The sequence below is a fragment of the Cohnella sp. AR92 genome, from assembly GCF_003990975.1.
In the GTDB taxonomy this organism is placed as follows: domain Bacteria; phylum Bacillota; class Bacilli; order Paenibacillales; family Paenibacillaceae; genus Cohnella.
Genome location: NZ_RZJR01000009.1, coordinates 197122 through 215113, shown reverse-complemented (window position 1 = coordinate 215113; position 17992 = coordinate 197122). Strand labels below are relative to the sequence as shown.

At 52.3% G+C, this 17992-nt stretch carries 15 protein-coding genes and 1 pseudogene; 8 read left to right on the top strand and 8 right to left on the bottom strand.

The genetic code is table 11. The features are described from left to right. Window positions 1-65 precede the first annotated feature (65 nt). Window positions 66-3098, bottom strand: coding sequence for an efflux RND transporter permease subunit (locus tag ELR57_RS16610; protein ID WP_126960215.1), 3033 nt, complete (start codon window positions 3096-3098; stop codon window positions 66-68). Between the two features lie 231 nt (window positions 3099-3329). Here ELR57_RS16610 and ELR57_RS16605 point away from each other — a divergent pair, with 231 nt between their 5' ends. Then, entirely contained in the window at window positions 3330-4130 is an 801-nt protein-coding gene (locus ELR57_RS16605) for a phosphotransferase (protein WP_370452285.1), read from the top strand. Between the two features lie 143 nt (window positions 4131-4273). Here the strand turns inward: ELR57_RS16605 and ELR57_RS16600 are convergent, their stop codons facing one another. Beyond that, window positions 4274-4921, bottom strand: coding sequence for an NADPH-dependent F420 reductase (locus ELR57_RS16600; RefSeq protein WP_126960213.1), 648 nt, complete (start codon window positions 4919-4921; stop codon window positions 4274-4276). Window positions 4922-5028: 107 nt separating this feature from the next. Between ELR57_RS16600 and ELR57_RS16595 the strand changes: the two genes are divergently transcribed. Beyond that, window positions 5029-5610, top strand: a complete 582-nt coding sequence (locus ELR57_RS16595; protein WP_158630047.1) for a TetR/AcrR family transcriptional regulator — start codon at window positions 5029-5031, stop codon at window positions 5608-5610. 45 nt (window positions 5611-5655) lie between these two features. Here ELR57_RS16595 and ELR57_RS16590 read toward each other — a convergent pair whose 3' ends face one another. Continuing rightward, a complete protein-coding gene (locus tag ELR57_RS16590) occupies window positions 5656-6033 on the bottom strand; it encodes a MerR family transcriptional regulator (RefSeq protein ID WP_126960211.1) in 378 nt (125 codons plus the stop codon). Between the two features lie 122 nt (window positions 6034-6155). On the opposite strand from ELR57_RS16590, the gene ELR57_RS16585 reads away from it, so the two are divergent. Continuing rightward, window positions 6156-7085 carry a zinc-binding dehydrogenase gene (locus ELR57_RS16585; RefSeq protein WP_126960210.1) on the top strand — a complete coding sequence of 310 codons (930 nt, stop codon included), beginning with the start codon at window positions 6156-6158 and terminating at the stop codon, window positions 7083-7085. Between the two features lie 99 nt (window positions 7086-7184). Here the strand turns inward: ELR57_RS16585 and ELR57_RS16580 are convergent, their stop codons facing one another. Together ELR57_RS16580 and ELR57_RS16575 are read right to left on the bottom strand one after the other, a co-directional pair. After that, window positions 7185-8156: a proline dehydrogenase family protein gene (locus tag ELR57_RS16580; protein ID WP_126960209.1), complete on the bottom strand. Its 972-nt coding sequence runs from the start codon at window positions 8154-8156 to the stop codon at window positions 7185-7187. Between the two features lie 77 nt (window positions 8157-8233). Beyond that, window positions 8234-9040, bottom strand: a complete 807-nt coding sequence (locus tag ELR57_RS16575) for an AraC family transcriptional regulator (protein WP_126960208.1) — start codon at window positions 9038-9040, stop codon at window positions 8234-8236. A gap of 120 nt (window positions 9041-9160) precedes the next feature. Between ELR57_RS16575 and ELR57_RS16565 the strand changes: the two are divergent. Next, window positions 9161-9535, top strand: a pseudogene (locus ELR57_RS16565) (DinB family protein); the annotation flags it as partial. 152 nt (window positions 9536-9687) lie between these two features. Here the strand turns inward: ELR57_RS16565 and ELR57_RS16560 are convergent. Next, the gene (locus ELR57_RS16560) at window positions 9688-10908 is read right to left on the bottom strand and encodes an NAD(P)/FAD-dependent oxidoreductase (RefSeq protein WP_126960324.1); all 1221 of its coding nucleotides are present in this window, start codon (window positions 10906-10908) and stop codon (window positions 9688-9690) included. Between the two features lie 125 nt (window positions 10909-11033). Further along, complete coding sequence (locus ELR57_RS16555; protein WP_126960205.1) at window positions 11034-11507, bottom strand: SRPBCC family protein; 474 nt, start codon at window positions 11505-11507, stop codon at window positions 11034-11036. Between the two features lie 256 nt (window positions 11508-11763). Here ELR57_RS16555 and ELR57_RS16550 point away from each other — a divergent pair, with 256 nt between their 5' ends. Together ELR57_RS16550 and ELR57_RS16545 are read left to right on the top strand one after the other, a co-directional pair. Then, window positions 11764-12300 carry a 5' nucleotidase, NT5C type gene (locus tag ELR57_RS16550; RefSeq protein ID WP_126960204.1) on the top strand — a complete coding sequence of 179 codons (537 nt, stop codon included), beginning with the start codon at window positions 11764-11766 and terminating at the stop codon, window positions 12298-12300. 76 nt (window positions 12301-12376) lie between these two features. Beyond that, entirely contained in the window at window positions 12377-13273 is an 897-nt protein-coding gene (locus ELR57_RS16545; protein ID WP_126960203.1) for an AraC family transcriptional regulator, read from the top strand. A gap of 71 nt (window positions 13274-13344) precedes the next feature. Here ELR57_RS16545 and ELR57_RS16540 read toward each other — a convergent pair whose 3' ends face one another. Further along, a complete protein-coding gene (locus ELR57_RS16540) occupies window positions 13345-14223 on the bottom strand; it encodes an AraC family transcriptional regulator (protein ID WP_126960202.1) in 879 nt (292 codons plus the stop codon). A gap of 293 nt (window positions 14224-14516) precedes the next feature. Here ELR57_RS16540 and ELR57_RS16535 point away from each other — a divergent pair, with 293 nt between their 5' ends. Continuing rightward, on the top strand, window positions 14517-16325 hold the full coding sequence (locus tag ELR57_RS16535; RefSeq protein WP_238162562.1) for a sensor histidine kinase: 1809 nt from the start codon (window positions 14517-14519) through the stop codon (window positions 16323-16325). Next, window positions 16318-17913, top strand: a complete 1596-nt coding sequence (locus ELR57_RS16530; RefSeq protein ID WP_126960201.1) for a response regulator transcription factor — start codon at window positions 16318-16320, stop codon at window positions 17911-17913. Before ELR57_RS16535 ends, ELR57_RS16530 begins: the two co-directional genes overlap by 8 nt. The last annotated feature ends 79 nt before the right edge of the window (window positions 17914-17992 follow it).

Sequence of the window (17992 nt, the reverse complement as noted above, 5' to 3'; positions counted from 1 at the left end):
CAGCCCCTAATCCCGGAGTCCTCTCGGATTTGGAGATTAAGGGCCCTTTCAACGCAGGCGATACGTTACGCCGCCGCTTCCTTCGCCGATTGCGACACCAGTGCGGCGCGTTGTTTGCGGGAGCGTCGGAAGTAAAGCATCTCGTACATCACCGGCACGACGACGAGCGTCAGCAAGGTGGAGCTCGCAAGCCCGCCGATGACGACGACGGCCAATCCGCTGGAGATGATGCTTCCGCCGCCGACACCGATCGCAAGCGGAATGAGCGCGCAGATCGTCGCGATCGCCGTCATGAGAATCGGACGAAGCCTCGTGCCTCCCGCTTCGATAAGCGCTTCGCGGATCGTCTGGCCGTGTTCGATCTGCTGCTGCACCCGCTCGATCAAGACGATCGCGTTCGTGACGACGATGCCGATCAGCATCAGGAATCCGATCATGCTGGAGACGGACAGCGGGTCGCCCGATACGAGCGTTCCCGTCAAGCCCCCGATCAGCGCGAACGGAAGCGAGAACAATACCGCGAGCGGCGCGCGTCCCTCCCGGAATGCGACGACCATGACGATATATACCATGCCGACGGCTACCAGCATCGCCATGAGCATGTCGCTCATCATCTGGCTGACATCTTCCTCGCTTCCTCCGAACGAATAGGTAACCCCTTCCGGCAGCTTCAACCCTTTCAGCGTATCTACTAATTTCGCGTTCACCTTGCTCGCGTTTTTGTCCGTAATCTGACCGGTAACCGTCGCGAATTCGGCGCCGTTCTTATATTGCAGCGTGCTTGGAAGTTTGGTGAGTTTCACGTCCGCGATATCTTTGACCTGTACGGTCTTGCCGGCAGGCGTACTCAGCTTCAGTTTGCCGATCTCGTCTACCGAGGAGAGGGAGACGCCGTTCAACGACAAGTAAAGATCGCTTGCGCTTGCGCCGTCGTCGATTCTGCCCAGATTCGTCTCCGCCAGGAAAGGACGAAGCAGCTGGGCCGCTTGCAGCGCGGATAGTCCGACTTTTGTCGCGTCTTGCTGCCGCACCGCGATCTGAATGCCATTCGTACCGTCCTGCAGGTTATTGCCGACGTGTTCGACGCCCTGAAGACCCGCGACAACCGACGTGATTTGCTCCGTCGCCGCCCGAATGTCAGCCGAGGACGAACCGGTCACCGTCACTTCGATTTGACCTCCGCCGCTCATGTCGTCCTTCTGCAGCGAGAACTCCGAACCTTCCGGTACTTTCACTTGGGGCGAGATTTCGTCCATAAACCGGTCCAGGTCCGCCGACGAACGCAAGCCGATGAACCATTGCGCCCCGCTCGTGTCCCCGCCTCCGACCATGCTTCCGCCGATCGTCACGTTCGTATTCTCGACGTCGGGATTATTGCGAATGATCGCGTCCAGACGGTCCGCTTCTTTGCGAATCGTCTCGACGGTCGTTCCTTTCGGCATGGACAGGTCCGCGAACATATATTTGTAATCGGATTGCGGAAGCAGCACGACGCCGATTTTGCCCGCGAAGATCGGGACTAGGCTGCCCGCGAACAACAGCAGCGCGGCGATGATGACGATGGCCTTATGCCGAAGCGACCAGCGCAGCGCGCGCTTGTAGCCGCGGTTTATCGCGGAAGGCTTCGCTTCCTTCAGCTTCGCGTTTCTCATGAGCGCCCACGCCATGAGCGGAACGACGGTCAACGAGACTAGCAAGGACGAGACGAGCGCGAAGCCGACCGTCAAGGCGAATGGACGGAAGTAACCGCCGATCATGCCTTGCAGCATGCCGAGAGGCGCGAATACGGCAACCGTCGTCAACGTGGAAGAAGTAATCGCGCGGGCCACTTCCATCGTGCCGGACTGCACGAGCTCCTTGTCGGTCTTCTCCCCTCGCATTCTTCGGACGATGTTCTCGATGACGACGATGCTGTCGTCCACGACTCGGCCGGTCGCGACCGCCAAGCCGCCTAGCGTCATAATGTTAAGAGTGACGTCGGTGAACGTCTTCAAACAAATCATCGCGATCAGCATCGACAACGGAATGGAGACGATTGCGATGATCGTCGCGCGAATGTTGCGAAGGAAGAACAGGATCAATATCGAAGCGAACAACGCTCCCAACGCGCCTTCTCGAGCAAGCGAATTGACCGATTCCTTGACGTCCGTCGCGCGGTTATACATGACCAGCGCTTTGGCCAGCCCGTCTTTCTCCGCGTCTTCGTACGCCTTCAGCACTTCGTCGGAGATTTCGACCGTGTTGGCGTTGCTCGCCTTCACGATATTAAGCGAAATGCTCGGCTTGCCGTTCGTCAAACTGATGACGTTCAGCTCTTTGCCCTTCTCGATCTGCGCGATATCCCCCAGCTTCAAGCCCGGGGCGAGCTCCCAACCTCTCAGCTGATCGATCGTCGTCAAATCGCCTTGCACGAATACCGGAAGCTTCTGCTCGCCGAGCGTTGCTTCGCCTAGCGGCACGCTCAGGTTGTTCGCTTGCAGCAAACCGACGACTTGCTCGTAGGAGACGCCTTTGGCCGTCATCTTCGCGGCGTCGAGCCTCAGGTACACCCCGTCGTCCTTCAAGCCGAACGACTGCACCTCCGTCACGCCTTCGATCGCTTCCAGCTTCGGAATGAGCTTCGTCTTCACGATCTCGCCGAATTGCTCATCCGTCGCGCTTCCGATCGAGGAGACGGACGTGTACATGATCGGCTGGCTCGTCGTAGAGAAATATTGAACGTCCGGGTTCTTGACGCCTTCCGGCAGTTCCACGTCGCCGATCGCTTGCTTGACGAGCTCCTGCTTCTTCTTCATGTCGTCGCTATAGTTGAACTCGAGCTGAATCATCGACACGCTATTCGCGGATTGGGAAGTTACGTTCTTCACGCCCTCCACATTACGCAACACATTCTCGAGCGGCAACGTGATTTGGTTCATGACCTCGTTCGGGGCCGCCCCCGGGTACGTCGCCTGGACGAAGATGCCCGGGAACGCGATCTCCGGCTGCTGCTCCTGCTTGAACTGCGTAGCCGAGTAAACGCCTCCGACAGCCACCAACAAAACGAGCAGCACGATCGCCAATGGATTCCTTAAAGAAAAATTCGTGAAAAACTTCATTCGGATCTCTCCACTCCATTCGGAATTGCGGCCTCGCTTCTCGGCCGCTCTCTGCATCTGATCTTATACCAATTTCACCCAGCTCTTACACGGTCTCGGGCACGTTTTCCACCTAGACCTAAGTCTGAGTCCGTATAAGCCTTAGTTGATATCGGCATTCCTTACGGTACGAGGATTTGGTATATAATGTATAGAATTCGAATATCGCCGAAACGAGAAGGGTGAGGCATAGTGACTCAGGAAGAAGTTCTAACAGGCGGAAATGTTAATTACGTTGTCCGTAAGGAAAATACGGTTCGTCGCCCCGCTGGCTATTGGAGTCCGAGCGTTCATGAGCTGCTTAAACATCTAGAGAAGCAAGGCTTCGAGGGAGCGCCCCAATTTCTCGGAATCGATGACTCCGGCCGTGAAATATTGACGTTCATCCCAGGGGAAGTGCCGGGAAACGATTACCCTGAACTTGAACCTTACATGTGGTCGGATAAAACGCTTGCGGGTTTAGCGCGTCTTTTACGCCGTTTTCATGATGCGACGGAAGGATCTGCGCTTCTGACGAAGGGCAAATGGCAGCTTAGTTATGTGGATGATCGCGAGCACGAAGTGATCTGCCATAATGACGCTGCGTTGTACAATGTGGTCTTTCAAGAGGAGACTCCTGCTGCGCTTATTGATTTTGACATGGCGGGGCCCGGCCCGCGCATGTGGGACATTGCGTATTCTCTCTATACATCGGTTCCGCTCGCGAGCTTCTCTCCTGACCATACTTCGGGAAAAACGGTAGAGTACCGATCGAATTTACATGCTGCGGAGCGACGTCGGCGAACTCATTTGTTTTTTGAATCGTATGGAATTCCCGTCGCTAATGAACTGCGTCAGTGGATTATTCAACGGTTGACGACAATGTGCGATACGTTGAGAAACGGTGCTGCCGATGGAAATCCCGCTTTTCAAAAAATGGTGGATGAGGGCCACCTGGCTCATTATGAGAGCGAAATTCGATTTGTAACCGATCATTTCAACGATTGGATCTAAACGAAAGGCCATCCGTAAAAGGATGGCCCAAAACTATCTTTTGGAGGTTTCTTGTCTAGCTGACGGTCCTTGATTGCTTCGCAGAGCTGCCAGATGACGGACCGATGGGGAGGGCGAGTCTGTTCGATCCTTCATGTCAGGCCTTAATGGACGACCTTCAGATTGAAGTTCGAGTGACCGAAGGCGCCATATATTCTGGAAGACAGCAGCAGAAGGCCCTCCGTTGCCCGTGCCGACGAGATGTCGCCTAGATCGACAATATTTCTCCAGCCGAACCATTGCCGCAAGTACGCAGCGACCTCATTTTTGGCATCCGCATCATTGCCTCCGATGAACATATCATGCTGGCCCTCCGCTAGATGGAGCGGATTGACCATGAGAGCGGACGTTACGGTGTTTAGCGTTTTGACGACTTTCGTCTCCGGGAAGGCGTGCTGGATTTGCTCTCCGAGAGAGCCGTTGGGAGGGGAGGACAATCTCAGTTCTCCGTTCTCGAATGCAAGAGGCAGCGCAACGTCGATGAGAATCTTGCCGGCAAGCGCCTCCCGACCAACCGACTGCAGCACTTCAAGCGAGACGACTCCCGGCGTTGCGTTAATCACGAGCTCGCCATGTTCGGCTGCTTCCCGATACGTCCCAACGCTTGCAAGTTCGCTATTCCCGAGCGATTGCTTCCAATTCGTCAGCTTGGCCGGTTCCCTAGCGCCAAGTTTAACCTCATGACCCTTCTCGATCAGAACGCGTCCCAACGTTTGCCCCACATTGCCCGAACCGATGAATCCGATTTTCATGTCTCTTCTCCTCCTCGTTTGTATACATACAAGTCTGTATACTATTGGATTTCATTGACAGTATACATACCGATCTGTATACTGTCAACTATAGAGGTGAAATGAACATGAGCATGGCAAACGACCGGAAGTCTGCCGCCCGGGAGCAATTGTTGTTGACCGGAAGCCAGCTGTTTTTCGCTAATGGCTTCCATGCCATCGGTGTCGACCGCATCGCTGCCGAAGCTGGCGTTACCAAGATGACGCTATACAAACATTTTCCGTCCAAGGATCATTTGATCGTTGCCATTCTGGAGCGTTCTGGCGAGATGTATTGGGCATGGTTCGAGGAGACGGTCGAGGGGGAGGCCGAACCGAGGGGCCAGCTGATCGCGCTTTTTCAAGCGATCGCAAGCCAACATTCGAAGTCGCCGCAATCGAGCTTCTGTTTGTACCAAGCGGTCGCCGTGGAATATCCATTCCCCGACCATATGGTGAATCAGGCGGCAAGTCGCCACAAGCAATCCGTCGCGCGCCGGCTGGAAGACTTGTGCAGGCAAGCAGGCCTTCGGACTCCCGAAGCCCTGTCGCGGCAGCTCTTCGTGCTGATGGAAGGATTCTGCATGATCGCGCGGCTGATCGGCCCCGACGCTCCTCCGGCCGACATCGTGCAAGCCGCCATGACGCTGATCGATTCGCATGGCAAGTAAGACATTGAACTCATTGAAGGCTAGAAGGGACCCGTCCGATTTGGATCAGGTCCCTTTTTCCGTGGAGTCCAACAACGCCATCTTGTTTGCCAGCATCCGTGCCAGATGCTCTTGAGCTTGTTCCAGTTCCTCTTTTTTTCTTTCGATCTCCTGCATCTTTTGACTAAGAAGTTCAATTTTCTTTGAGAGGGGAAGATCGTTTACCTCGTTTGCCTGGGTCACTTCTTTGAGTTCCGCTAACGTAAAGCCTACGGCTTGAAGCTTTTTGATCATCAGAAGATGATCGACTGCTTCTTCGCCATAGTCCCGATAGTTGTTTTCTCCCCGTTGAACATGGCGGGCATCCAGAAGTTCTTCTTTCTCATAAAAGCGAATGGCAGATGGGGTTAACCCGGTCTTCTGTGCCAATACATGGATTTTCATTGAAATCTCCTCAAAATGGTCTTGACCTTCAAGTATGCTTTATAGTTTACACTCTATTCGTCGAGCGGCACACTGTCAAAGCATAAAGATCAAGACAAAAACTCGGAAAGAAGGAGAGCATGATGAGTACGATTCAAGCCATTGTTGTTGATCCCGCCGTAAGAGGACGTCTAAAGATCGATGCGGTAGAGGCTCCCCGTCCGGCCTCGTCGGAGGCATTGGTTCGCGTTCATGCGATCTCGCTTAATCTCGGCGAGGTGCGTACGACAACAAGAGCAAATGCAGGGTGGCGGCCAGGATGGGATCTATCCGGTGTGGTAGAACAGCCGGCTGCCGATGGGTCGGGGCGTCCGGCCGGGGCCAGAGTGTTCGGAATGGTTCATTCCGGTTCATGGGCGGAACTTGTCGCCGTTCCAACGAATTTCTTATCGGAAATTCCCGAGAAGGTCTCTTTCGCCCAGGCTGCGACGTTGCCTGTGGCAGGACTCACTGCTTTATTTGCATTGGAGAAAGGCGGATTCCTGCTTAATCGAAAGGTGCTGGTTACCGGAGCTTCCGGCGGCGTGGGCCATTTTGCCTGTCAGTTGGCCAAGCAAGCGGGCGCTATCGTTACTGCTCTTGTGCGACGGGAAGAGCGCGCGGCTTGTCTTCAAGGGACAGGGGTACACAGGGTAGTTGTGGGAGAAGAAGTTGCTGCAGCCCAACCATTCGGTCCCTATGACGTAATCGTCGACACGTTGGGCGGCAAATCGTTGAGCATCGTTTCGACATTTCTGGAAGACGGCGGCAGGTGCATTAACGTTGGAGCTGCAACAGAACCGGGGATGACTCTCCAGGCTAGACTTGAATCGGTACCGGATGGAGTGCTCGTTCTTGACGGAATGCCGCCGGGAGGGGTGTCAAAAGATCTTGGGCGATTAGCTCGGATGGTTGCCGAGGGATGCTTGCATCCGCAAATCGCTACGGAGGCATCATGGACAGAAATCGCGGAAGTTGCCCAGAGCCTCTTGAACCGAGGCATTGCCGGCAAAGCGGTGTTGTCCGTTTCCTGATGGAAGGGGGGGAGGAGCTGTTTCCGCCAGCTCCTTTCGCATTTTCGCCGATCCCTTAAGCTCCGCTTGCTCTTAATATACGGCGTTTTCTATAAGCATTTATTCGTAATCCATAACAGAGTCAACGGGTCTATCGGCTGCGATGTCGATAACCGCTTGATATAAATTCGGCGGATACTCGGCAATCCTGTGGCATAAATACAAATACCATTCATGGCCATAGGTGAGATAGATGCGGACGGGATAACCCGCTCTCTTCAGCTTGCTGCTCAAGTCGGGCCGAATCCCGTATAACATCTCGAATTCGACGCCCGGCTTCAGGGCCCATCCCCGAGCAATCGCTTCATCGACGATGCGCTCATCATGGGTGGCGATGGATACGCGATGCCCACGATCGAAAGCTTGCTCCAAGAGATGCAAGTAGCGTTGATTCAGAGCGTCCGAACGGGAGATCGCCAGCTGTTCCGGCTCTTGATAGGCTCCCTTCACAAGGCGCAATCTTCTAGAATCCGCCTGCAAGGCATTCAAATGCTGAGTCGTGCTGTGCAACTGCGCTTGCAAGGTGATGCCGATATTCGGATAGAGGGCTGCCGCACGCTCGTAGATCGCGAGAATCGCTTCGGTCTTGGCCGATTCCTCCATACTGATGAATAATTCGATCCCCGTCTGCCGGGTCTGTTCCGCCAGGGCCGCCAACTGCTTAAACGCGAAAGCGTCATCTATCGATAAACCGATGTGGGAAAGGTCGAACGACACACGAGCCGCTATCCCGAGTTCAATCAGAGCCTGAATGAGCTGCTCCATTTCCAGCGCCGCCGCTTCGCAAGATCGGATATCCTCCGTATTTTCCCCAATGTATTCCAAAGAAATCGCATACCCCTTATTAACCAGCATCCTTCCGGCTTCCAAGCCGGCTGCTCGATCGTCTCCCGTCACATACCTCGCCGCAGCGCGTTGCAGCAAATGGTAAAGGGAAGGCGTCCGCTCGACATAAGCCTTCAAGTCTGACCGCCGAGCAATGGATTTCATCGTTTCCGTCAATTGCTTCTCCAAATCGATTGTTGTCGCCATACAGCAGTCCTCCTCTTGTCTTCTCAGCTCAGTGTACTATCGAGACATAGAAGAGGATTGTATAAAATTGCTCTATTCTAGACGGATACCGCGTAAGTTTGGGGCGTCGCGCCTACTATCCTGGCAAAGGCTTTCGTAAAATGACTTTGATCGTAGTAACCGGCGTCGACGGCTATTTCGGCAATGGGCCGGCGTTTTCTCAGCTCTATCTTGGCGTGATTGATGCGCAGCAGATTCTGATAGGCATGGGGAGGCAAATGCGTGCTTTTCTTAAATGATCGGATCAGATGATAACGGGTTGCGCCGGTCTCCTGCTCCAATTGTTCGAGCGTGATCCGATCCTTGTAATGGGCATGAATGTATTCCTTAACCCGATTGACGTACTTCCGTTCCGACGCGCCATGCGGTTCATGCGCTTGGTCGGATTCATGCTTCATGATGAGCATGTGCACCAGTTCGATTAACGCCGTCTCAATCTCCAAGGAAGATTCATTACGCACAAGGGAGTCCATGGTTCGATTGAATCGTTTGCGGCAAGCTTCGTTCTTACCGTCCTCTAGCAAAAACGGAATTTGAAGCTTATTGAGACGAGGCAATTCCATTCGTTCCAACCATTCCGGCTTAATGAACAGCATTCGGTATTTCCAGTCGGCATTCTCGGCAGGCTGACAAGCATGGAGCATGTGCGGCGGAAAGTTGATCATTCTTCCCGACTCTACGCGCCATAACATCCCTTCGCACCACGCCTGCGTCTCGCCTTCATCTATTAATCCGAGAGAGTGTTCCTCGTGAAAATGTTTCTGATAAGCTAAGTCGCTCTTCGAGCATCGCTTCGCTTCCAAGAAGGGCAATGCCTCGTCTCGATAAAATGCGACGTCGGCCATAGTAAAGGTAACCCTCCAATCGTGAATGAACGTTGTACCTTTGCGGCTTGCCCCATAAACTTGTCCTTCCGGTACATGATGCAGATATCCTGACTAGGCGTAGGATGAAGCAGTCCGGACCAACCGGAAGGCTTCAACAACACGATCCGCTGGAATGCCGGTCACATGATCTATTGGATGGATAAATACGCCACCCTCTCTTTCGGGTCCAAGTCTGCCGTTCCTTCGCATTATGAGGCGTTGTTCAACTCGGGAACGAAGCCCTCGGATTGGACGATCGTTCCGCCATCCAAGGATGAGCTGATCCAACTGTCGGGAGCTCAGCTTTCCACTCTCTCCGAGCTTGCCCCCGACTGGCTAGACAGGACGCTGCAATCGCCGTATGCTATGGGTCCGTTTCAATTCGCGACCGCCGGCGAATTGTTTAACTTCGCTCTGATGCACGAAGCCATTCATCTTGGGGTCATATCGAGCCAGATGAAATTACTTCGCTAATACTTCGAAACCGGGAGAACTCCCTGCCAAGTTTAACACAATCCCTGCTTGGTAATTAAGAGGGGGAATCGAACAAGGCCGTACCCAGGCAAGGGGGACGGCCTTGTTTGCATGTTATCTTTCATTTAGCCAGCGAGAATGGTTAACCCTTTTTAATCCTTGTTTAGCAAAGGACGCTCTTGCAGATAGAGAGCTAAGTCCGGACTATTCCCTTCCGCGATCTCCTTCGCGATAAGCTTAGACAGCAACTGGCTGTAGACGGTCCCATTATCCCCGAAGGCAAATAGGAAATAGCAATGGGGATATTCCTCGTATCGGCCGACGAGAGGAAGCCCATCCACCGTACCGCCATAGAAGGCGGCTGAATAGTATTCGGCCTTTACGTGTATATCGGGGAATAAATGATTAAATTCCTCGATGAGTTTGTCCTTCTTGTGCACTAGCTTGCTATCCCTGTCATGGGGGTAATTCGTATTGTCATCAAGTCCGCCAATGATCACCCTGTTGTCTCTCGTCGTACGCAGGAATAAATAGGGGCGCGCGGTTTCCCAGAGGAGCGTCCGGTTATGCCATGCGGATAGATCCTCGACGGGGTTGGTCGTTACGGTATAGGTACTGACAAAGGACGCTTGTTTTTCCTTTCGGATCTCCATCCCTTCATACCCTGCCGCAAAAATAACGTAACGCGCTCGTATCGAACGGCCTTTCTTCGTGGACACGATCATCCTGCCTTCTTCGTGGCGGTGCCCATTCATCTCTGTATTTTCAAAGATGCGAATGCCTTTTTTGGCCGCGTTATCGAATAGGGCATGGGTCAATCGAAAGGGATTGACTTCCGCATCGTTGCAGGAGTATATCGCCGCCTCTCTGCTAAAAGGATACTTGGCTTCGATCTCCTCTTTGTCCCAAAAGGCAAGCTCGCACTGGTGCCTTTTTAGCCATTCATATTCTATTCTCAGCTTCTCCACGTCTTCCGCGCAGCTGGCGGAATACAAGGTGTCTCTTCTGTTGAACTCGCAATCGATGGAGACGCGGGTTGAAGCGACTTCAATCTCATCAATGGCTTCCTTAAGCAATTGCAGATGTCTTGTGATATAAGCTTCGCCGAAGGTGTGGACGAGATTGGTAAACATTTTCTCGCCGGAATATTGAAGGAGGGCTGTATTCGTGCTTGTACTGCCGCTTCCTATTCTTGCTTTCTCGATGACCATTACGTTCAATCGGGCATCGGCCAGGTAATAGGCGCATTGAGCTCCGGAGCTGCCTCCTCCAACGATGAGTACATCGCAGCTTAGGTCTTCATCCAGGGCCGGGTAAGCCGGAGCATCGGGAAACGTCGCGGGCCAGTAATAGGTTCCGGATTGTAAATTCATTGAAGATCCCCCAATGGCAAAAGAATAAGGGTATTCTTCCCGATTCCATTTTTTGTATTCTTTTATCGAGCTGCTTCCGAGGCCGGTCAGCGCCAAGAAGCGGCCGAACCAATAAAAGTAATTTCCTAAGAATTCTCTAAGCCGTGTTCGCTTACAATTCGTTCGCTCTGGTTGGGGTGACCCTTCCCCTCCGTAATCAAGCTGCGCAGGCTGCCGTTGATATAGGTGCCCCAGGAGTCCGAGCAGACGTCGTAGCATTCGTACGAGGGGACAAGGCCTACATGCGTAAAGCGAACCTCCGTTTGCTCGCCCTTCTTGGCGATTTCAAAGACAATGTCGGTATCCTTCCACTCGCTCTTGTCGTTTACGAAGTTGAAGTAGTTGTCCGTCACGTGCCAGACAACCTTCTCCCCCGGAACGAGCTCGGTGATTTGGATGGTGCAGCGATGAATGTCTTGGTAGCTATGCTTAAATTCGCCAAGCTGGTCGGTTCTGCCTACGAGATCTTCCGACCACCACCCGCGGGCATTATTGATGGCGGCGAAGACTTCTTCGGGACTTTGGTCTACGGTAAAAGAAGTGCTGTAGTTCGAACTCATTCAGGCAACACCTTCCCAATTTTTGTTAACTCCACTTGAGAGTATAGGCGATTTACTTTCAATATGCAAGTACAAGAATTGCAAAATGCAAGTACAGGTTGTGTAATCATACTCATGAAAAAGCGATATTACCTCAAAAACAACCGCATCGCATTTCCTGCGTTAGGCCCGGGCACTCCAGCGAGTGTCCTTGTTTTATTTGGCAAACTAAATTATGGTAAAACGTGAGGCTTTCAAAGAGAGAAGGAGTGGTAGAATGCAAAGAATCGCAATCGATATGGACGAGGTTATAGCGGATTTTGCCCCGAAGCATCTACGACTGTTTAATCGTGACTACAAGGAGAATCTCACTGCGAAAGACTTGATGGGAACGCGTCTTAGGGAATTGCGTCCCCAGCTCGAGAAAGAGATCGTCGCTTATTTAGAGGACCCCGCATTCTTCCGCGATTTAGAAGTCATGAAGGACAGTCAAAGGGTCATTCGGGAATTGAGCGAACAATATGAAATTTTCATTACCACGGCGGCGATGGAGTTCCCGACGTCTTTTAATGCGAAATACGAGTGGCTAAAGCAGCATTTCCCCTTTTTGAACGAGATGAATTTTGTTTTTTGCGGAGATAAGAGCATTATCCATGCGGATTATTTGATCGATGATAATGCACGGCATTTCCAACGCTTCAAAGGCCAAGGGATTTTGTTTACGGCGCCGCACAATATAAACGAAACAGGATACCATAGAGTCAACAATTGGTTAGAAATACGGGAGCATTTCCTAAGAGCTTCCGAGGAATAGCAACTTCTTCTGGCACGAAACGTTGCGCAGCCTTTTTTAGCCCCGCCTATACTAAAACTTGAAAGGAGGGATCGAGATGGAATGGCTTGAGAGAATGAATCGGGCGATCGATTATATTGAGACGAATTTGACCGAGGAGATCGAGCTGGAGGAAGCGGCCCGCATGGCTTGCTGTTCGTCCTATTCGTTCCAACGCATGTTCTCGTTCATTACGGACGTGACTTTAGCAGAGTACATCAGGCGGAGAAGGCTGACGCTGGCTGCGCTAGAGCTGCAGAATGGCGGTTCCGAGAAGGTTATCGATGTCGCGCTAAAGTACGGTTACGGGTCGCCGGTTTCGTTTGCAAGGGCCTTCCATGCGTTGCATGGGATCACGCCAGCCATGGCTCGTCAAGAGGGCGCCGCTCTCAAAGCCTATCCTCGTCTGTCCTTTCTTATCACGATCAAAGGGGCAGAGGCGATGAATTACCGCATCGAAACAAAAGAAAGCTTCGAAGTGTTCGGCATTGAAGGGGTATTCCGGGTCGACGGGAGCGGGGAGGCGCCGCAGACTCCGGCGAAGCTGTGGGAGCAGAGCCTTGCGAACGGCGAAGTGAAACGGCTTGAAGGGCATGCGGGTCATTTGCCATCGTTCGTCAGCCGGGATTTGCATTCCGTACATGCAGTATGCAGTTACCGCAACACAGGACCGGACACGTTCCCTTATATGCTGTTCGCCTTCAAAGAAGAAGACACTAATACGGACGGATATGCGACGATGACTATTCCGGCTCATACGTGGGCGATCTTCCCGTCCGAGCCGCATCCCTGGGATCGGTTCGACGAGACGATTGAGAAGCTGTACAAACGCTTTTACACCGAATGGCTGCCGACGGCCGGGTATGAGCAAGTGGAAGGTGTAGAATTCGAAATGTACGGCACGAAATCCGGCCTCAATTATATCGAACTCTGGTTCGCGGTTCGTAAACCTTGATCGTTCACGAGGAACGATCGGGGGATACTAGTAAAGCCATCCTGTAAGGGATGGCTTTACTGTTTTTTCTATTAAGCGGACTTCTTAACAATAGGAATCCAGACTTCCATCTCATACATGCCGTTGCCGCGATCGTAAGTCATCTCAAACTCGGGACCGTTCGCGAATTCGTAATTGGAGCTTGGAAACCACTCTCCCCAAATACGTCTCCACAATTCATGGATACCGCTCTGTCCGTCAGGATAGATGCCGGTTGAGAAGATCGCGTAGGTCTGAGGAGGGATTTGAAGTTTCTCAAAGCCTTCCGGCAAACCGCCTTGGGGCAGAAAGTAACCAATCATGTAGGCAAACTTATCGCCTTGATGGTTGTACAACACGGAATGAAGTTGGCCGTTCTCGCCCAAACCCGCGGCGGCGCGAATTCGGTCTACGGTCCCATCGGATACCGCCTTGGTCCAAAATGCCGGTATTTCAACAAAAGGTTGTTCCAATGGAACTCCCGCATCATTGATTACAGACGAAACGCCAAACATCTCGAAAGCTTGTTTTTCCTCGATTCTATAGTTCATTTCCGCATCTCCCCTTATCGAAATATGAAAGGTTAACCGAGGATAGGCTTTGAGTGAGACGCCTTTGTCGCGCGCTGACATGGGCATCACACCGTGCATTTTTTTGAACGCTCTGGAAAATGCCTCAGGCGATTCGTAACCGTACTTCAAAGCGATGTCGATGACTCTTGTCCCTTTTTGTTGTAGTTCGAATGCGGCTAGGGACAAACGTCTGCGCCTAATGTATTCTCCAAGCGGCACATTGGTTATGAACGAGAACATCCGCTGAAAATGGTACGTTGAACAGCAAGCAATTCTAGCTACTTGGTCGTAATCAATAGCGTCAGACAAGTGTGTTTCGACATATTCCATTGCGCTATTCATGCGGTCCAGCCAATCCATTCAGGCTCCTCCTTTCACTTTCGATTATAGGGGAAGGCGGTAATTCGAACCTTGCAATCCTTGCACAGAAATATCATGTTCGATGATACTATAAGATTAGAACTTTGCACATAAAAAGAGCCTGACGCTTGCAGTTGCTATGTACGATTTTTACTACATGCATTTCTTTTTTTACCTGTTGCCGCTTCCTTGGAGGAAGACAAGAAGATAACCAGAATTAACGAGTAGCCACTCTTTAACGATAGGGATTATCATAGAGACAAGGCATTCCATAGGCAGCGGAGGATCGTCCCTTGTTCCGAAAATTTCAATTCATCAGCATCAAGAACAAAATGGTTGTCCTATTCGTCTTATCCATCCTAATTCCCATCCTTATCATGTTCATTAATTCCTATATCTCCTCCCGGCAGATGCTGGAGAGCAAATACACCGATCTGTTGGAGGATATCACCCGGCAATCGAACATCCGAATCGAGGAGTTCCTCGACGATACGGAGCAGATCTCCCTCATCTCCAGCTATGGGATCAACAGCTATGTTTCCGCCGTCTCCCAGGAGAATTACCCGGTACAGAATTACTTGAGGAACGCCTCGCAGAGCAACGAGAACCAGGCGACGCAGCTGCTGATGAACTACATAACGATGAAGGAACGGGCGTTCTCGGTCTATATTTACAATTTGAACGGCGGACAGGATCTGCTGATCAGCACGAACAAGCCGGTCGATTACACCTATCATCCCCGGAATGAGAAGTGGTTCCGCGATTTCCTGGCTTCCGAGGACATTACCCGGGATCTGCCCACCCGTATCGATCTGCAGACGAAGCAGGACAACAATTGGGCGATTTATCACCTGAGGAAAATTTTCGATCTCGAGAATGGCAAGCTGCTAGGCGTTATGGTAATCAGCATCGATATCGACTTCATTAATAAGGTGAACAAGCGGCTTCAAGAGAACAGCCGTTCCGCTTTCACGATCGTAGACGAGAACGACCGGGTCATCTTCAATAGCGACTATTCGAGAATCGACCATCCGTTCGGCGAGGTATTCCCTCTAAAGGCGAAGATCGATAAGGATACGGCTAGGGAAGTCGTAAAGTCCGGCGGCAAAAGCTATATTCTCATTCACTCGGCTTTCGAAGCTCATCCTTGGATGACTTACATCTACATGCCCGTGGAAGAGCTGGCCGTGGAGGGCAACATCCTTCTGCGCAATCTATGGATGATCGTTACCGCGCTTGTGCTGTTCGCGATTATCAGCTCATTCTACTTGTCCAACCTGATCACTAGGCCGATCAAGCGGTTGATGAAGAATATGACGCTAGTCGAGCAAGGAAAATTCGATAACCTGCCCGCCGTCCGGTCCAATGACGAGATCGGATTGCTCGCCAAGCGCTTCGAGCAGATGTCGTCCGAGCTGAAGCAGCTTGTGGAACGGATCTATCACGAGCAGGAAGAGAAAGCGGAGGCGGAGATCCGGGCGCTTCAAGCGCAGATCAACCCTCACTTTCTCTATAACACGTTGAATTCGGTGAAGTGGATCGCTTCGATGCAGAGGGCGGACAAGATCGTAGAGATGACGGAGGCGCTCATCTCCATCCTGAGGTATTCCTCGAAGGTCGAGAACCGAATGGTACCGATTCGCGAAGAGTTGGACAACATTGCGCACTATTTAACGATTCAGAAGGTTCGGTACTTCAATCGAATCTCGGTCAGCTATGAAGTGGATGAGCGGCTTCTGGATGACGAAATTCTGAAACTGAGCATCCAGCCGATCGTCGAGAACGCGATCTTCCACGGAATCGCCGATCAGGAGGACGGTACCATGACGATATCGGTAACAGCCAGCGGAGAAGAGAGCATCGCGATTCAGGTGCGGGATAACGGAGCGGGGATGGATGAAGCCGCGGTATCGGCCTTAAGGGCAAGATTGAAGGAGTCGGACGGAATTCCGGGAAGCATCGGCGTCTTCAACGTGCACAGCCGCATACGCAGGGTGTTCGGCGAGAATTACGGAATTACTTTCGACAGCAGGAGGGGGAAGGGAACGACGTTCACGATCACGATTCCCAGAACCCGGAGAGGGGAGAACGGGCATGAATAAGGCGCTTATCGTCGATGACGAGCTGCTTATGCGAATCGGATTGAAATCGATGATCGACTGGGAGGAGCAGGGCTTCCGGATCGTCGGGGAAGCGGCGAACGGCAAGGAAGCGCTGGAGCTCGCGGAGATCCACAAGCCGGAACTCATCGTCACGGATATCAAGATGCCCGTCATGGACGGACTTGAGCTTATTAGAGAGAATTCTCGCAGGCAATCGGGCTGCCAATATATCATTCTCAGTTGCTTGGACGAATTCCAATATGCGCAAGAAGCGGTCAGGCTTGGGGCCGCGGACTACTTGATCAAGAGCGACATCAAGCCGCAGCAGCTCAAAGACGCGCTAGGAACGATCAAGAAGCGCATCGTCATGGATTCCATTCAAGAAGAGGCGGCCGCTCTCAAGGAACAGGTGAAGGAAGGGATCGGCTACCTGAAGGAGACCCTGTTCAAGGAATTGATCAGCGGGTTCCGCGATGAGCGGGAGATTCTGGAGAAGACCGAAGCGCTCGGCATCGCTCTGATTCAAGGCCCGATGATCCTGGCGAAGCTAAGAGTGGATCGCTTCGAACGAATTCGCAGGAAGTACGTGGAGCAGGACGAGAAGCTGCTGAGATACTCCGTCGTTAATATCATGGAAGAGGTCGTTTCGCGCAGAAGAAGACGCGAAGTCATCGTGGAGAATTCTTCGGAATATCTGCTTATCCTCAACACGGAGGGGGAGGCGATCCATGAGGAGGAGATCGCCTCTTACAATCGGCTGTTCGCCAAGATCCAAGCTTCGCTAAAGGACTTCCTTAACATTACCGTAGCGATAGGAGTCAGCTCGGTCGCTTCCGGCTTCAGGGGTCTAAAGAAAGCGTATTGGGAAGCCGACGCGGCGATAAAGAGCTTATTCTTCGAAGACCGCAGCCGAATGGCTTATTACGATAGCATTCCCCTAAAGACTCGAGACTCGGACGTTTACCCGATCGAGCCGGAGGACGAACGGAAATTCCGGCTGGAGGTGGAGACGTCCAGGGAGGGGGCTGCCCGCTTCATGCTTATGATGAGAGCGAAGCTTCGTCAGGAGGGGTATTCGGAACAAGCGGCCCGCAAGGCTTATATCTCCATCTTGTCGTTGATCTCCTCCTGCTTCCCCAGCCTGCCGGCCTCGGGCGGCGATGGCCGCACCATCTACGAGAAGCTCCTTCTAGAGGAGACCTTGGACGGAATGCACGGTCTGGCCCTTGACTACTTGGATGAATGCGAGGCGCACAACCGGAGCCGATCCGATCGGCCTCAGAGTTATGCGGAGCAGGCGAGCGCCATCCTCCTGTCGCAGTATGCGGATGATATCTCGCTGCAGTCCGTCGCGGATCAGATCAATGTGAATTCGTCCTATTTAAGCCGTGTTTTCAAACAAGAAACCGGAGAGAATTTCGTGAATTGCCTAACCCGGATAAGGATCGAGAAGGCTCAATCGCTTCTGAAGGACAAGGGCATTCGAATCTACGAGGTTGCGAGTCAGGTCGGATACCCGAACACGCCGTATTTCAGCAAGCTGTTCAAGAAGATGACGGGGCTTAGTCCGGAAGAATATCGGGGTTAGCGCCGAATGAAGCGCGAAAGTAAAAAATAGAATAGCTAATGTCAAAAAAGCGCATAGGGAGCTATGCGCTTTTTGTTAT

Bases quoted from the DNA above. Each gene is read 5' to 3' on its own strand.
- ELR57_RS16610 (WP_126960215.1), bottom strand. From the start codon at position 3,098: ATGAAGTTTTTCACGAATTTTTCTTTAAGGAATCCATTGGCGATCGTG.
- ELR57_RS16600 (WP_126960213.1), bottom strand. From the start codon at position 4,921: ATGAAAATCGGATTCATCGGTTCGGGCAATGTGGGGCAAACGTTGGGA.
- ELR57_RS16595 (WP_158630047.1), top strand. From the start codon at position 5,029: ATGAGCATGGCAAACGACCGGAAGTCTGCCGCCCGGGAGCAATTGTTG.
- ELR57_RS16590 (WP_126960211.1), bottom strand. From the start codon at position 6,033: ATGAAAATCCATGTATTGGCACAGAAGACCGGGTTAACCCCATCTGCC.
- ELR57_RS16585 (WP_126960210.1), top strand. From the start codon at position 6,156: ATGAGTACGATTCAAGCCATTGTTGTTGATCCCGCCGTAAGAGGACGT.
- ELR57_RS16580 (WP_126960209.1), bottom strand. From the start codon at position 8,156: ATGGCGACAACAATCGATTTGGAGAAGCAATTGACGGAAACGATGAAA.
- ELR57_RS16575 (WP_126960208.1), bottom strand. From the start codon at position 9,040: ATGGCCGACGTCGCATTTTATCGAGACGAGGCATTGCCCTTCTTGGAA.
- ELR57_RS16560 (WP_126960324.1), bottom strand. From the start codon at position 10,908: ATGAATTTACAATCCGGAACCTATTACTGGCCCGCGACGTTTCCCGAT.
- ELR57_RS16555 (WP_126960205.1), bottom strand. From the start codon at position 11,507: ATGAGTTCGAACTACAGCACTTCTTTTACCGTAGACCAAAGTCCCGAA.
- ELR57_RS16550 (WP_126960204.1), top strand. From the start codon at position 11,764: ATGCAAAGAATCGCAATCGATATGGACGAGGTTATAGCGGATTTTGCC.
- ELR57_RS16545 (WP_126960203.1), top strand. From the start codon at position 12,377: ATGGAATGGCTTGAGAGAATGAATCGGGCGATCGATTATATTGAGACG.
- ELR57_RS16540 (WP_126960202.1), bottom strand. From the start codon at position 14,223: ATGGATTGGCTGGACCGCATGAATAGCGCAATGGAATATGTCGAAACA.
- ELR57_RS16530 (WP_126960201.1), top strand. From the start codon at position 16,318: ATGAATAAGGCGCTTATCGTCGATGACGAGCTGCTTATGCGAATCGGA.